We start from the raw sequence: 14780 nt of genomic DNA, 5'->3' as shown, positions 1-14780 counted from the left end.
TAAGGGTGATAACATGAATGCGCTATTACTGATAGACTTTGGCAGTACCTATACAAAGCTTACTGCAGTTGATATGGATAACGAAGAGGTTATCGCCAGCTCGAAGGCATTGACTACCGTACAAAGCGACATTATGATTGGTTTTCAAAATGCATACAGTATATTGAATGAAAAGTGTAAGGACAAGAGCATTCAATTTAATGAAATGCTGGCATGTAGTAGTGCTGCAGGGGGATTAAAGATGATTGCTGTTGGGCTGGTTCCAGACCTTACGGCTGAGGCAGCAAAGAGAGCTGCCCTGGGGGCAGGCTCAAGGATATTAGAAGTATATAGTCATGAGCTGACGTTAAGAGAAATAAGGGATATGATTCAAAAGAAGCCCGATATTATTTTGTTAGCCGGCGGTACCGATGGGGGTAACAAAGACTGCATCCTACATAATGCAAAGATGATTGCCATGAATATTAAGGATGTGCCCGTGGTGGTTGCAGGTAATAAGAAGGCCAATGATGAGATCGAAGAAATCTTTATCCAGCAGGGGATTGATTATATCATAACCGATAATGTTATGCCAAAGCTCAATGTATTAAATGTTGAGCCTGCCAGGGAGGCCATTCGTGACATCTTCATGAAAAAGATTGTAGAGGCAAAGGGAATGAAGGGTGTAGAGTCCTTTATCAATGGTATTTTGATGCCAACCCCAGCGGCAGTTTTAAATGCGGCAAAAATATTGGCCAATGGAACCGATGAAGAAGAGGGAATCGGTGATTTAATTGTCGTAGATATTGGAGGAGCCACCACAGATATTCATTCCATAGCCGACGGAGAACCAACAAAGCCCGGCGTTATGAAAACCGGGTTACAGGAGCCCTATGCCAAGCGAACCGTAGAAGGGGACCTAGGGATGAGGGTCAGTGCTGAATCTCTTTGGCATACGGTGGCTACAAAAAAAATTAAAAAATTTGCGCCAAATTTGCCCTACAATGTTCAGGAAAGATGCAACTATCTTGCCCAGCACGTCAATGAAATCCCTAAAACCCCTGAGGAGATAGCCTTTGATGAGGCCATGAGTATGGCAGCAACAGAAGTAGCCATGGAAAGGCACGTCGGTGTCATAGAAGATGTCTATACACCCATGGGAAAGGTCTATTCCCTGACTGGAAAGGACTTATCCGAAACTAAATATGTAATTGGTACAGGTGGTGTATTGATCCATAGTAAGAATCCAGGAAAGATATTAAAGGCCGCCTTATACAGTGAAGAAAATCCTAAATACTTAAAACCAGTCAATCCAAAGCTGTTGATTGACAAAGCCTATATTCTTTCTTCGATGGGCTTAATGGCAGTGAAGTATCCTAATCAAGCAATTAGAATATTAAAAAAATATCTTGCAAAGGCATAGTGGGAGGATAATAATGGAACTTAAAAACAAAAGGCTAAGTGAAGAAGAATTTATGAAACAAAGGGAAGAAGTATTGACCCATTGGCCTACGGGTAAGGACGTAGATCTTAAAGAGGCTGTAGATTATTTAAAAAAAGTCCCCAAGCATAAAAACTTTGCTGAGAAGCTTAGAAAGGCAAAGGAAGAAGGCGTAACATTGGCTCAGCCAAGGGCAGGGGTTGCCCTGGTGGAGGAGCATATCAAGCTTTTACAATACCTTCAAAATGAAGGGGGAGCAGACCTTCTGCCCAATACAATTGATAGCTATACAAGACAAAATCGATATAATGAGTGTGAGATCGGAATTCAAGAGAGCATTAAGGAAAATCGATCCATGTTAAATGGGTTTCCTGTAGTCAATCATGGGGTAGGGAATTGCCGAAAAATACTAGATGCAGTAGAACTGCCCCTACAAGCAAGACATGGTACTCCCGATGCAAGATTATTGTCTGAGATTATCCATGCAGGGGGCTGGACCTCCAATGAAGGTGGTGGAATCTCCTACAATATTCCCTATGCAAAAAGCGTTAGCCTGCAAAAAACAATCCATGACTGGCAATATTGTGACCGGCTGGTTGGTATGTATGAAGAGATGGGCATTGAAATCAATAGAGAGCCCTTTGGCCCCTTAACAGGAACCCTGGTACCGCCCAGTATGTCAAATGCCGTTGCCATTATTGAAGGCCTACTGGCGGCCGAGCAGGGGGTTAAAAATCTAACACTAGGGTATGGACAATGCGGAAACCTGATACAGGATGTAGGTGCCATTAGAGCCCTGATAGAACAGGCAGAGGAATATTTCAGAACCTATGGTTATCAAGTAGAGCTGACAACAGTATTCCATCAATGGATGGGAGGCTTCCCGGCTGATGAATCAAAGGCATTTGGTGTAATTTCCTGGGGGGCAGCCACTGCAGCCCTGGCCGGTGCAACAAAGGTAATCGTCAAAACACCCCACGAGGCCATTGGGATTCCTACAATGGAAGCCAATGCCCAGGGAATCAAGGCGACAAAGCAAACATTAAACCTATTGAAGGGCCAAAGATTACCAATGTCAAAAGAGCTTCAAATGGAAATAGAGCTAATCAAAGCAGAAACTAAATGTATTTTAGACAAGGTATTTGAATTGGGTAAAGGAGACCTGGCTGTAGGTACAGTGAAGGCCTTTGAAACAGGGGTAATGGATATACCCTTTGCACCAAGCAAGTACAATGCAGGTAAAATTCTGCCTGCAAGGGATGACAACGGAGCTGTTCGCTACCTGGAGTTTGGCAATATACCTATGTCAAAGGAAATTAAAGATTTCAACAGACAATTATTAGAGGCAAGGGCTAAAACAGAAGGAAGAAATGTCAGCTTCCAAATGGTTGTTGATGATATATATGCTGTAGGTAAAGGTACCCTGGTAGGTAGACCAGAAAACAAATAAAAATTTTGGAGGAACGTTAAAATGAAAATTATTGACATAATATGTTCAACAGGAAGAACTGGCTTTTACTTTGACGATCAAAGGGCCATTAAGCAAGGTGCAAAGCATGAAGGCTTTACCTATGTGGGAAAACCTGTTACCGAGGGTTTTACAAGTATTAGGCAGGCGGGCGAGGCAATTTCCGTTATGTTCATTTTAGAAGATGGACAAGTGGCTTATGGTGACTGTGCCGCAGTTCAATACTCAGGGGCAGGTGGAAGGGACCCGCTATTCCTGGCAGATGAATTTATTCCGATTATAGAGGCACATATTGTTCCTAAACTGGTTGGAAGGGAGCTTACCAGCTTTAAGGAGCTGGCTGAAGAGGTTGATAATATGACCGTAGCAGGAAAGAGACTTCATACAGCCATTCGTTATGGTATTACCCAGGGAATTCTTGATGCAGTTTCTAAAGCCAAAAAGGTAACCATGGCAGAAGTAATTAGAGAAGAGTATGATACAAATGTTGAATTTAAAAGAATTCCAATCTTTACCCAATCAGGAGATGACAGATATAACAATGTCGATAAAATGATTATTAAAGGAGCAGATGTGCTGCCCCACGCCTTGATTAATCATGTGGAAACCAAATTAGGTAAAAATGGAGAAAAGCTTAAAGAGTATGTTGGCTGGTTAAAAAACAGGATAGAAACCCTAAGGGCCAGTAAAGAAGATAACTTTATCATGCATATTGATGTTTATGGCACCATCGGCCAGGCCTTTGACAATGATACCGAAAAAATGGCCAATTACCTTGGCGAACTGGAAAAGGCAGCAGCTCCCTTTAAGCTTCGAATCGAAGGACCTATGGATGTTGAGAACAGAGAAGGACAGGTAAAAGCCATGAAGGCCCTGAGAGTGGCCTTAAAATCTAAGGGTATCGGGGTTGAGCTGGTGGCCGATGAATGGTGTAATACCTGGGAAGACATCAAGCTGTTTGTAGACGAGGAAGCAGCAGATATGATTCAAATTAAGACCCCAGACCTTGGCGGAATCAACAATATTGTAGAATCGATCCTATATTGTAAGGAAAAGGGTGTAGGGGCCTACAGTGGTGGAACCTGTAATGAAACCGACAGATCTGCTCAAGTTTGTACTAATGTTGCCATTGCCTGCGGCGCAGATCAAATTCTGGCAAAACCGGGAATGGGTGTTGATGAAGGATTTATGATTGTCAATAACGAAATGAATAGAGTGCTGGCGTTGGCAAAAAGAAGAGAACCTGCACTGGCATAAAGAAGAATAAATTAATGGGAGTGCTGTAAAATGAGAGAAATCCACGTCTCTGAAATTACCAAAACCGTAAAAAAACTATGCATTGATGCCAATTATTATCTGACTGAGGACATCAGGGCAAGACTAGAGGAAGCCAGGACCAATGAAGACTTTGCTATTGCACAAAATATCCTGGACGTATTGATGGAAAACGCAGATATCGCTAAAAATGAAGCAAGACCCATGTGCCAAGATACAGGGATGGCAGTGGTATTTTTAGAAATTGGTCAAGAGGTACATGTCGTTGGAGGCAGCCTGGAGGATGCCATCAATGAAGGCGTAAGACAGGGCTATACAGAGGGATACTTAAGAAAATCTGTGGTGGGCGACCCTATTGAAAGAATCAATACCAAGGATAATACCCCTGCTATTATCTATTATGACATTGTTCCGGGTGACACCTTCAAGGTGATCGTTGCACCAAAGGGTTTTGGCAGCGAAAATATGAGTCAGATCAAAATGCTGAAGCCATCGGATGGTATTGAAGGAGTAAAGGATTTCGTTCTCAAGGTAGTCAAGGAGGCAGGGCCAAACCCCTGTCCTCCTATTGTTGTAGGAATTGGAATTGGAGGAACCTTTGATAAGGCGGCCTTCCTTGCTAAAAAAGCCCTGTTAAGATCTACAGATGAAAGAAATTCTAAACCCTTTTATAGAGAACTGGAAAAAGAGCTGCTTGAGGCCATCAACAGCCTGGGAATAGGGCCCCAGGGCTTTGGCGGCAGAACAACAGCCCTGGCGGTAAATATAGAAACCTACGGAACCCATATTGCAGGATTACCTGTTGCAGTAAATATCAACTGTCATGCAACAAGACATGGGGAAGCCCATTTATAGGAGGTTTGTAAAATGAGTAAAAGAATAACAATGCCCCTCACCAGGGAGAAGATTGAAGACCTGAAGGCAGGAGACAGTGTTTTACTTACAGGAACCATCTATACTGCAAGAGATGCTGCCCATAAAAGGCTTGTGGAGCTTTTAGAAGCAGGTAAGGAGCTTCCCTTTGATATAGAAGGCCAGGGAATCTACTATGTGGGGCCCACTCCAGCCAAGGAGGGACAGCCAATTGGCTCTGCCGGCCCCACCACCAGCTATCGAATGGATGCCTATACACCCCAGCTTTTAGAAAAGGGGTTAAAAGCCATGATTGGTAAGGGAATGCGGAATGAGGAAGTCATTGAAGCCATGAAAAAACATGGGGCTGTTTACTTCGGTGCCATAGGGGGTGCCGCTGCCTTAACGGCTAAATGTGTTAAATCGGCAGAAGTCATTGCCTATGAAGACCTGGGGGCAGAGGCCATCAGAAGGCTGTATGTTGAAGATCTCCCACTGGTTGTGGTAATCGATGCAAAGGGAAATAACTATTATAAAATAGGACAGCAGGAATATTTAGAAACACAAAGGTAGGTGTCGGCAATGAAGATTAAAGCCCCAGCAAAGGCAGGTACGATGGAATCCAATGACATATATATTATGGTTCAGCCCAATGATGAGGCGGGGATTACCATTGACCTCGAAAGTATTGTGATGAAGCAGTTCGGAAAGCAAATTAAAAAGGTGATTTTGGAAACCTTAGAAAACATGGGAATTAAGCATATCCATGTTGTTGCCAAGGACAGAGGCGCTCTGGATTACACCATAAAAGCAAGGGTAGAAACCGCCGTGAAAAGGGCGATGTAAAGGGGTGATTTCATGGAGAGATTAAGAAGAACCATGCTGTTTATGCCGGGAAACAACCCCAGCATGCTGCAAAGTGCTGGCATTCTTGGGGCCGACAGTATCATACTGGACCTTGAAGATGCAGTCAGTATAACAGAAAAGGATGCCGCCAGAATTTTAGTCAGAAATGCCATCAAGGAAGTTAATTTTTATGGTACCGAGGTTGTGGTAAGAATTAATCCCCTTTCATCGGGCTTTGGCGTAAAGGATGCAGAGGAAATGGCAAGGGTGAAGCCCGATGCTATCATGGTGACAAAGGCCACCGAGGAGGACGTGTCGGCTGTATGCCAAATTCTAACAAAAATTGAGCAGGAGGAAGGCTTTGAGCCAGGGAGCATTAAGCTTTTTCCCTTAATCGAAACCGCCTACGGTCTTGAAAATATACACAGTATTATCGAAGCATCTAATCGAGTAATTGGAATATTGCTGGGGGCAGAGGATTTAACGGCTGACCTGGGAATGAAAAGAACCAGAGAAGGAGAAGAAATTTTCTACGCAAGAAGTAAAGTGGCCGCTGCCTGTAGAGCCCATAAAATAGACGCCATTGATACCCCTTTTGCCGATATGAATGATTGCGAAGGCTTTGCCAGGGATATTCGACGCTGCAAATCCCTGGGGATGACAGGAAAGGCCGCAATAAACCCGAGACAGGTAGATACCATTCATGAAATTTTTGCACCTTCAGAGGATGAAATAGACTATGCCCAAAGAGTCATTCATGCCATGAAAGAGGCTGAAAAGGAAGGAAAGGGAGTATTCTCTTTGGATGGAAAAATGGTAGATGCACCGATCATTGCAAGGGCTGAAGGTATAATTAAAAAAGCAAGGCTTGCTGGCTTGATAAAGGAGTGGTAGATATGAAAAACATACTTGGAAGAGAAATTCCTGAATCTATCCAAGGCTACGGAACCGTCAGACCATTTAAGGGAGCCTTTGCAAGCCTGGGAGAGATAGAAAAGAAATCTGTGAAGCTAACATCTCAAGTACCGGGGGAAGATAAGGTATTGGCCACGGTTGAAGAAGCCATCAAAAAATGCAATATACAGGACGGTATGACGATTTCCTTTCATCATCACCTGCGAAATGGTGATTTCGTATTAAATATGGTTTTAGAGGAAATTGCCAAAATGGGAGTGAAGAACATAACGGTGGCTGCCAGCTCCATATTCCCGGTACATGCTCCTCTGGTTCAGCATATGAAAAATGGTGTTGTAACCGGCATCTATGCCAATTATATGTCAGGACCTGTGGCAGAGGCTATTTCAAAGGGAGAATTAAAAAACCCCGCAGTCATGCATACCCATGGAGGAAGGGCCAGAGCCATTGAAGCCGGAGACCTTTCCATTGATATTGCATTTATTGCCGCCCCCACCTGCGATACCTATGGCAATATCAATGGTGTAGACGGGCCAGCCGCCTGCGGCTCCCTGGGGTATGCCATTCCAGATGCGTTATATGCCAATAAAACAGTTGCTATAACCGATAACCTTGTGGCTTATCCCGCTTGCCCCATTGAAATTACCCAGGAATTTATAGATTATGTGGTCAAGGTAGACTGTATTGGAGACCCAAAGGGCATTGTGTCTGGTACCACCCAGATCACCAGGGACCCTGTGGGGCTGAAAATTGCCAGGATGACCGCAGCATTAATTGAAGTATCGGGACTGTTAAAAGATGGTTTTTCCTTCCAAACAGGGGCTGGGGGAACCTCATTGGCTGTGGCTGCCTATGTAAAGGAATTGATGGAGAGGAAGCAAATCAAAGGCAGCTTTGCAGCAGGAGGCATTACCGGATATATGGTGGAAATGTTTGAGGCCGGACTATTTGAATCTCTCTTTGATGTTCAATGCTTCGATTTAAAGGCAGTTGAGTCTTATCGAAATAACCTGAGGCATCAGGGAATGTCAGCCTCTATGTATGGAAATCCCCATAATAAGGGTGCTGTGGTAAATAATCTGGATGTCATGATCTTAGGGGCAACGGAAATAGATACAAGCTTTAATGTCAATGTTACTACGGGATCCAGTGGTATGATTATGGGGGGGTCAGGAGGACATAGCGATACGGCAGCAGGATCAAAGCTGGCCATTGTGGTAACTCAGCTTGTTAAAGGCAGGCTTCCCATTGTGGTAGATAGCGTGACCACAGTTACCACCCCCGGCGAAACTGTTGATGTGCTGGTAACAGAAAGAGGAATTGCTGTTAACCCTAGACGGCAGGATTTAATTGAAAAGCTAAAGGCAACCAATCTACCGGTCATGACGATAGAAGCCCTGAAGGAAATGGCAGAAGAAATGACGGGCATACCAGAAAAAATTGAGCGTGATCAGGAAGTAGTGGCCGTTGTGGAATATCGAGACGGTACTGTAATTGATGTGGTTAAAAGGATAAGGGATTGATCTTATGCAGGATATCAGCATAGAGAAGATAGATTTAAATACTGATCAAAGGATAGAAGTTGAAGGTTTTCTTTCAACTTTTAACCTGTTTTTTGATCAAGATATAGCCTATACGGTGGTGGCAAGGGCCGGAAATAAAATCATAGGAACCTGCTCCTATAGCGGGAATGTTTTAAAGTGCTTTGCAGTACAGGAAGGGCTACAGGGAGAGGGGATTGCCTCAAAGCTGGTAACTCATATTACCAATCAGCTTTTTGACAGGGGCGTATATGAGACCTTTGTATTCACCCAGCCTAAAAATCTTTCAATATTTAAAGGACTTAATTTTAAGGAGGTTCATAGGGTAGAAGAGGTATCTCTGCTGGAGGGCGGCATGGCCAATGTGAAAGCATATACGGAGAAAATGTATCAGCGTAGCGGCCTTTCCCCAGGGAAAAAGGCTGCCCTTGTGATGAACTGTAATCCCTTTACCCTTGGCCATCGGTACCTAATCGAAAGGGCTGCCCAAGAAAATAATGAGGTAGTGGTGTTTATCGTGGAGGAAAACCGCTCCCTTTTCCCCTTTGAGGTGAGGCTTGAGCTTGTCAGAAAAGGCGTAGCAGATTTAAAAAATGTTTATGTTGTGCCCGGGGGAAGCTACATTATTTCCGCTGCCACCTTCCCTTCGTATTTTTTAAGACAAGAAGGGGAGCGGCTTGAAGCTTACACTAAGCTGGATGCAGGTATCTTTGGGAGGTATATTGGGCCTGTCTTTAATATTGAAAAGCGATATGTAGGAACAGAACCCTACTGTAGGGTTACAAGCCAATATAACCGGGCGCTGCAACAAATATTACCTGGCCAGGGAATCGAGGTTGTAGAAGTACCTAGACTGAATAGTCACGATAGGGCCATAAGTGCCTCTGAAGTAAGAAGGCTGATTAAAATGGAAGATTGGAGTAGTATCATAGGTCTAGTTCCTTATACAACCTATAATTTTTTACTGTCAGAGGAGGCAATGCCCATTATAGAGGCAATTAAAAGGAGTGACACGCCCCATTGATTGATGATATTTTGAAGGACAGAGAAAATAGATACAATACCGTGCTGGAGCTAATCAATCAGTATCAATTACCTGTAGTTTGCAGTAAAATTAATTATCCCGGCAGTCATAAAAATACCCCTGAGGCCCTGAAGGCCTTTCAGGCATTGGAGCAGTTAGTCATTTCCGGCTATGGCCGCTATAGCACCTTTACCAAAGTCCTTTCGGGGGAAGACGGCAGGAGCCTATTAATGGTGGTGACGATGACACCGCTGGAGGCTAAAAAAATAGCGTTGGATTTAGAAGATAATCATCCCCTGGGCAGAATCTTTGACATAGATGTCTATCACCAGGATGGCAGCCCAATAAGCAGGGGATTCTTAGGGCTGGAAAGCAGGCGGTGTATTCTTTGTAATGAAGATGCCAGGGTATGTATGAGAAAAAAAAGTCATATCCTTCAAGAGATTATAGAAGGAGTCAATAACTTAATCAGATCAAATTAAAAAAAGCTGCTGCCCACAAGGTTATGGGTAGCAGCTTTTTTAATTGATTATTTTAAGTAAAGAAATTTAAGAATGTAGTAATAATACCAGCATTAAAGAAGTCAATAAACAAGCTTCCCACCAACGGGATGATAAAAAATGCTGCGGGAGCTGGGCCATAATTGCTTGCAATAGATTCCATATTTGCGATGGCATTAGGGGTTGCACCCATTCCAAATCCGCAATGGCCTCCTGCTAAAACAGCTGCATCATAATTTCTTCCCATTACATTAAAGGTGACAAAGTATGCAAATAATCCCATAAGAAGTGCTTGAACAAATAACATGACAACCATTGGGCCAGCCAAGGCAGCCAGTTCCCACAATCTTAATCCCATTAGGGCCATAGATAGAAAGATCGATAAAGCGACATTTCCTAAAATATCTATTTCAGTACTGGGTACCTTATAGATATGGGATAAATCTGATATATTTCTAATAATTACAGCCACAAGCATGGCACCTATGTAAGGTGGAAAGGTGATCCCTGTCTTTTCGATCAACATTGAAACAATTGTACCAAGTCCCATGGCGATAATAATTTGAAATGCTGCTGAAGAAAAATGTTTAGGAACTAAAGCCTCTGTTGTTGCTGCTGCTTCTTCCTTTACTTCATAGGAAGCCGCTATCGTTTTATCCTTAAACAAATTGTTCTTTTCAATTAATCGCTTGGCAATTGGGCCGCCTAACATACTTCCACAGATTAAACCAAAGGTAGCAGAAGCCATGGCTACGGTTGAAGCACCTACGGCTCCTTTATCTTCAAATAAAGGACCAAAGGCACCAGAGGTTCCATGGCCCCCTGTCATAGGTACAGATCCTGTAGAAAGCCCGATTAATGGATTTAGATCGAAGGCCTTTGCAAGGGCAACACCAACAACATTTTGCAAACAAACTAATATGATTGCTAGTAATAAAAATAGTACGACCTGAATACCGCCTTTCTTTAATAGCTTTAAGCTGGCGGTAAAGCCTACCGTTGTAAAAAAAGCTGTCATCAGTATGTTTTGAAGGGTTGTATCAAATTCAAATTTTAAAATATCAGCTTGCCTTAAGCATAATGCAATTATTGCAAAAATAATACCGCCTATAACGGGGGCAGGAATACAGAACTTCTCCAATAGCTTTACTTTTCCTCGAATTGCTTGCCCCAGTAGTAGAACGATTACTGCCAAAGCTACTGATTGAACAGCATCTAGATGTAATAACATATGTCTACCTCCTATAATTAGTTGATAACGTTTTCAATTAATTATAAGGGGTATCCTACTGTATACGACCAGTTGTAACAGGATGCGACCAAAAATGAAGGATAAATTTTATAAAAATTTAATCTATTTACTAAGTATGAAAAATATCCTTCATATTTTTAAATATTCAATTTTGAAATAATCCCCTCTACAAATTTTTTCACGCATATTTTTCCCCGATCCTTTTTCGGATCATTCATATGATTAATCTCTTGTTTTACCTGTTTAAAATCAAATAATAGACCACTATATTCTAAAAACTTACTATTATAGTAATCGTCATTCCCCAGTACAGCGATATTTTCCAGGGCCTTCAAGATGGTTCTTCTAATTCGTTGCTCAATGGTTCTTGTATGAATCACGGTATTATAGAGGAGGCCTTCCTCCTTGGCCAGTTGCCGGTAAATATCCTGCAGCTGATAGTTGACAGGTGGCTTTTTCCTTTTTAAAAAAATAACCTCCTCAATAAACCTGATCAAATCCTTACAACCTGATTCGCTAATAATTCCTATATCTGTAAAAATATAATCAATCTGTTCTTTCCACTTTTCCTTGGTATCGGAATGTTTTTCTTGTTCAATGTGAAAGACTGCATTTTTTATCATTGCTACAGACCTTTCCAATTGAAGGTTTTGACAAACGCCCTTTATAACATTAATTACTTCAATATAATTAATGGGTTTGTGTATGAAGAATAAGATACCATTCTCATAGGCCTTTGATATCATTCCTTCATTATCTACTTGAGAGATCATGATAAATTTACCTTTATACCCCAGAGAACGGCAGGATTGTATGATTTCAATACCGTCCCTTTGGGGAAGGAGAAAGTCAATCAGAACAATATCAGGCTGATAAAACATAATCTCTTCCGGTGCATTCTCGCCGGTATCCAGTTCCTCCATAACCTTACCCAGGTTATTTTTCATAATTAAATATCCTAACATTTTCCTAACATTGATATCATCATCAATAATTAAGTAAGTACTTGTCATCCAATATCACCCAATCAAAATTTGTTTTGGTATTACAATTTCAAATGTCGTTCCTTCTTCTATGTCGCAGGCTACATGGATTTGACCCGTTAATTCATCCACCATACTTTTCACATGAGACAGGCCTATTCCGGTTGAAAGGGTACCCCACTTTTCATTAAATTTAGTGGTAAAGCCCGGATTAAAAATATAGGGAAGAATTTCTTCTTCTATCCCTTCACCGTTGTCAATCACCTGGAATAGAATATGATCTTGATTGCTCTCTTGCAATACTTTAATTTCTCCGTCATCGCCACAGGCATCTATGGCATTGCTAATCAGGTTATTTAAGATGGTAAATAGATGGTAATATCTTTGAATTTGAAAATTATCCCTGTTGTTAAAGGTAATAACGATATTTAGCTTATTTTCCCTTAAATATCGTAGGGTGTTTTCACGAATAATTGCAAACATATCGGCCAGCATCATTCTACCATTATCTTCGTAGTTATCCAAAAAGCTCTCAAAGCCCTTTAAAACCCTGCAATAATCCTTTTTAATCTCATGGATTTCCAGGGCAATTTCCAGAGATTTTTCCTTTAGTGCGCTATCTCCTTTGGTATCCTCGTAAAGGGCATAGCTTTTTTTCATAACGTTTTCAATATCCCGAGTGGATTTTTTTAAGTAGAACATTTCTGCCTGTATATTTGACACCAATAGATTTAGCTGTGCATACTTCTTCCTGTGCTCCCGAGTAATTAAGAAGAGCTCCTGCCTTTTATAAAAGAGAAAAATCAAATAGGCACTTACACTTCTGGTAACCCCAACTAAAATTACCATTTGCATAAATGGAGCAGATAAATTGTCCCCTCTTAAGAATATCTCTGTAATATTACTTATTATATCATTAAAGGCTAAAAAGAACATCGTTTGAAGGAGCCTCTGTTTATTTTCTTGTACTTTTAATAAAGATACCAGTATTCCATAGACAACATAGTAGCCGATTGAAGGGCCATGTAAAAGTAAAACGTCGTAGGGTGTTAGTGAAGAGAATATGATTCCCAATAGGCTTCTTTGTAAGAACACAGCGATCCCTGAGAAGATACAAGTAAAAAAGGGGGAAATCTCCTCCTCCACCAATAAAATTAAATTCAGTGCAATAATCGCCGCCGAAAACCGCAGCGTACTATTAAAGGGGTAAAAATTAATTTCACCAAAGATTGCTACAGCCAGGGCAAAGGCCAGATATTTTTTAAAATGCTTCATAATTTCCTCCAATACTGAACTCTATAGAAAGCATCATTGCCTATGAAAACGTTATACCCATTGATAGTAATAAATTTCCACAGATTTTTTTCTGATTAGAAGAATACAAAAATAATATCATCTATATTTTATCACATTTGGCTTGCCATGGCCTATCCAATCTTTTTTGAATGGATATGGTTAGATTGTATAGCAGGAATCAAAATTGCAGCAATAGAAAAAACCTTCGTTGCTATTTCAAATTTTTAAGCAATAGAGAGGGGAATAATCAAAATAAAATTATTGGTTTTAAATGGATTTATTTGACAATAAAACCAACATTTATTACAATGAAATTACAATTTAAATTCTTATTTTAGTATACACTTAGAATTTAAGGAACCAGTAGAAGTTTGTAGGTTGAATGACAAAATATTAGAAAATTTGATTATGGAAACGATTTATTGTAAAATCATGTTACAGGCAAAGTTAATATAAAACTTATCTGAAATAGTTCACTTTTATAATATATTTATTATATTCTATTGTTTTTTTAGAAGGAGTAGGAAAAGTAAAGCAATCTTAAATAAATTATGAGAGTAGTGTAACAAACCATATATAATCAAGTAAATGGAATTACCAGCGAAGCGAAGAACATTATTTGAAGGCGCTTGTAGATTTTTACAAAGGGAAAGGCAGGCGATAGTGCTCGAAAACAGAAAGGGGCAATATGCATGGGGTACAAGGAGGCTTTGTGTACATTTATAGCCTTATACTATTATGGTATAGATCATTTGAATATTAACTTAAAACATCTTGTTCAACAGGAAACAAAGAATAATAAGCTTATTTTATTTTTCTTGGGTGATGACCTTAAACAAAGTCTGAACCACCACTGGATGCCAGAAATTCATAAGAATCCAGAATTGATTATGGAAAATCCCATTACTTATACTGTACATGCTAGAGAGAATGCGATAGAAAATAATGTTGATAGGACATTGACAGATGCTTTAAATAATGGTTATAGTGGTGTAACCTGGTTTATTGAGGCCAAGCAGTTGATAAAGGAAACCTCAAAGTCAAGTTTTTTAGATTGGCAAAGGAGCATGAATCTTTGTTTTAATGATTCTAAGTGTAGCGTAATCAATATTTTTGACTTTGAGGATTTCTTAGGACATCAAAAATTCATTGATCAAGAGATAATTGATAGCTCTTTGAAAGCCCATCAATATGTCATTCATCAATTAAAGCTTAAGCGATCGAAATACTATATTAAAGAGAAGTCTGCAAAAAAATCTGCAACCTAATAAGCCTTAAAACCTTTTGAATTGATCATAATTGATTAATTAGGCTGCTGGCATTTTTGCCAGCGGCCTCGCTTTTTTCTTAAGAGAAACATGGCAATTAATTTTCCGGTCGACCATAGAATGGAATCATAAAAAAATGG

The 14780-nt window shown here is 40.7% G+C and carries 14 protein-coding genes; 11 read left to right on the top strand and 3 right to left on the bottom strand.

What is annotated here, in order from left to right; translation table 11 throughout:
* Positions 1-13 precede the first annotated feature (13 nt).
* The 10 genes from glmL to citX are packed head-to-tail and all read left to right on the top strand — an operon-like array spanning position 14 to position 9823.
* Positions 14-1402, top strand: a complete 1389-nt coding sequence (glmL, locus tag ACYQ1I_RS06045; protein ID WP_459763378.1) for a methylaspartate mutase accessory protein GlmL — start codon at positions 14-16, stop codon at positions 1400-1402.
* 13 nt (positions 1403-1415) lie between these two features.
* On the top strand, positions 1416-2870 hold the full coding sequence (locus ACYQ1I_RS06040; RefSeq protein WP_459763376.1) for a methylaspartate mutase subunit E: 1455 nt from the start codon (positions 1416-1418) through the stop codon (positions 2868-2870).
* A 21-nt stretch (positions 2871-2891) separates the two neighbouring features.
* Positions 2892-4145: a methylaspartate ammonia-lyase gene (locus tag ACYQ1I_RS06035; protein WP_459763374.1), complete on the top strand. Its 1254-nt coding sequence runs from the start codon at positions 2892-2894 to the stop codon at positions 4143-4145.
* Between the two features lie 30 nt (positions 4146-4175).
* Positions 4176-5018: a fumarate hydratase gene (locus tag ACYQ1I_RS06030; RefSeq protein ID WP_459763372.1), complete on the top strand. Its 843-nt coding sequence runs from the start codon at positions 4176-4178 to the stop codon at positions 5016-5018.
* A 12-nt stretch (positions 5019-5030) separates the two neighbouring features.
* Complete coding sequence (locus ACYQ1I_RS06025) at positions 5031-5588, top strand: Fe-S-containing hydro-lyase (RefSeq protein WP_459763370.1); 558 nt, start codon at positions 5031-5033, stop codon at positions 5586-5588.
* 9 nt (positions 5589-5597) lie between these two features.
* A complete protein-coding gene (gene citD, locus ACYQ1I_RS06020) occupies positions 5598-5861 on the top strand; it encodes a citrate lyase acyl carrier protein (RefSeq protein WP_459763368.1) in 264 nt (87 codons plus the stop codon).
* 12 nt (positions 5862-5873) lie between these two features.
* Positions 5874-6755, top strand: a complete 882-nt coding sequence (locus tag ACYQ1I_RS06015; protein ID WP_459763366.1) for an HpcH/HpaI aldolase/citrate lyase family protein — start codon at positions 5874-5876, stop codon at positions 6753-6755.
* Positions 6756-6757: 2 nt separating this feature from the next.
* Positions 6758-8299, top strand: a complete 1542-nt coding sequence (gene citF, locus ACYQ1I_RS06010; RefSeq protein WP_459763365.1) for a citrate lyase subunit alpha — start codon at positions 6758-6760, stop codon at positions 8297-8299.
* 4 nt (positions 8300-8303) lie between these two features.
* Entirely contained in the window at positions 8304-9341 is a 1038-nt protein-coding gene (gene citC / locus ACYQ1I_RS06005; RefSeq protein ID WP_459763363.1) for a [citrate (pro-3S)-lyase] ligase, read from the top strand.
* Positions 9338-9823, top strand: a complete 486-nt coding sequence (citX, locus tag ACYQ1I_RS06000; protein ID WP_459763361.1) for a citrate lyase holo-[acyl-carrier protein] synthase — start codon at positions 9338-9340, stop codon at positions 9821-9823. Before citC ends, citX begins: the two co-directional genes overlap by 4 nt.
* A 52-nt stretch (positions 9824-9875) precedes the next feature.
* Here the strand turns inward: citX and gltS are convergent, their stop codons facing one another.
* The 3 genes from gltS to ACYQ1I_RS05985 all read right to left on the bottom strand — a co-directional run bounded on the left by gltS (position 9876) and on the right by ACYQ1I_RS05985 (position 13351).
* Entirely contained in the window at positions 9876-11072 is a 1197-nt protein-coding gene (gene gltS / locus ACYQ1I_RS05995; RefSeq protein ID WP_459763359.1) for a sodium/glutamate symporter, read from the bottom strand.
* A 158-nt stretch (positions 11073-11230) separates the two neighbouring features.
* Positions 11231-12106, bottom strand: coding sequence for a DNA-binding domain-containing protein (locus ACYQ1I_RS05990; protein ID WP_459763357.1), 876 nt, complete (start codon positions 12104-12106; stop codon positions 11231-11233).
* 6 nt (positions 12107-12112) lie between these two features.
* Complete coding sequence (locus ACYQ1I_RS05985) at positions 12113-13351, bottom strand: ATP-binding protein (RefSeq protein ID WP_459763355.1); 1239 nt, start codon at positions 13349-13351, stop codon at positions 12113-12115.
* Between the two features lie 713 nt (positions 13352-14064).
* Here ACYQ1I_RS05985 and ACYQ1I_RS05980 point away from each other — a divergent pair.
* Entirely contained in the window at positions 14065-14640 is a 576-nt protein-coding gene (locus ACYQ1I_RS05980) for a hypothetical protein (protein WP_459763353.1), read from the top strand.
* Positions 14641-14780 lie beyond the last annotated feature (140 nt).

The sequence above is a fragment of the Alkaliphilus crotonatoxidans genome, assembly GCF_054658015.1.
The sequence above is the reverse complement of the archived record's forward strand: the minus strand, read 5'-3'. Positions and strand labels throughout refer to the sequence as shown.

What these genes read in the sequence shown, in the direction of transcription:
- ACYQ1I_RS06015 (WP_459763366.1), top strand. Translation starts at nt 5,874, where the DNA reads ATGGAGAGATTAAGAAGAACCATGCTGTTTATGCCGGGAAACAACCCC.
- gltS (WP_459763359.1), bottom strand. Translation starts at nt 11,072, where the DNA reads ATGTTATTACATCTAGATGCTGTTCAATCAGTAGCTTTGGCAGTAATC.
- citC (WP_459763363.1), top strand. Translation starts at nt 8,304, where the DNA reads ATGCAGGATATCAGCATAGAGAAGATAGATTTAAATACTGATCAAAGG.
- ACYQ1I_RS06035 (WP_459763374.1), top strand. Translation starts at nt 2,892, where the DNA reads ATGAAAATTATTGACATAATATGTTCAACAGGAAGAACTGGCTTTTAC.
- glmL (WP_459763378.1), top strand. Translation starts at nt 14, where the DNA reads ATGAATGCGCTATTACTGATAGACTTTGGCAGTACCTATACAAAGCTT.
- ACYQ1I_RS05990 (WP_459763357.1), bottom strand. Translation starts at nt 12,106, where the DNA reads ATGACAAGTACTTACTTAATTATTGATGATGATATCAATGTTAGGAAA.
- ACYQ1I_RS06040 (WP_459763376.1), top strand. Translation starts at nt 1,416, where the DNA reads ATGGAACTTAAAAACAAAAGGCTAAGTGAAGAAGAATTTATGAAACAA.
- ACYQ1I_RS05985 (WP_459763355.1), bottom strand. Translation starts at nt 13,351, where the DNA reads ATGAAGCATTTTAAAAAATATCTGGCCTTTGCCCTGGCTGTAGCAATC.
- ACYQ1I_RS06030 (WP_459763372.1), top strand. Translation starts at nt 4,176, where the DNA reads ATGAGAGAAATCCACGTCTCTGAAATTACCAAAACCGTAAAAAAACTA.
- ACYQ1I_RS06025 (WP_459763370.1), top strand. Translation starts at nt 5,031, where the DNA reads ATGAGTAAAAGAATAACAATGCCCCTCACCAGGGAGAAGATTGAAGAC.
- citF (WP_459763365.1), top strand. Translation starts at nt 6,758, where the DNA reads ATGAAAAACATACTTGGAAGAGAAATTCCTGAATCTATCCAAGGCTAC.
- ACYQ1I_RS05980 (WP_459763353.1), top strand. Translation starts at nt 14,065, where the DNA reads ATGGGGTACAAGGAGGCTTTGTGTACATTTATAGCCTTATACTATTAT.
- citD (WP_459763368.1), top strand. Translation starts at nt 5,598, where the DNA reads ATGAAGATTAAAGCCCCAGCAAAGGCAGGTACGATGGAATCCAATGAC.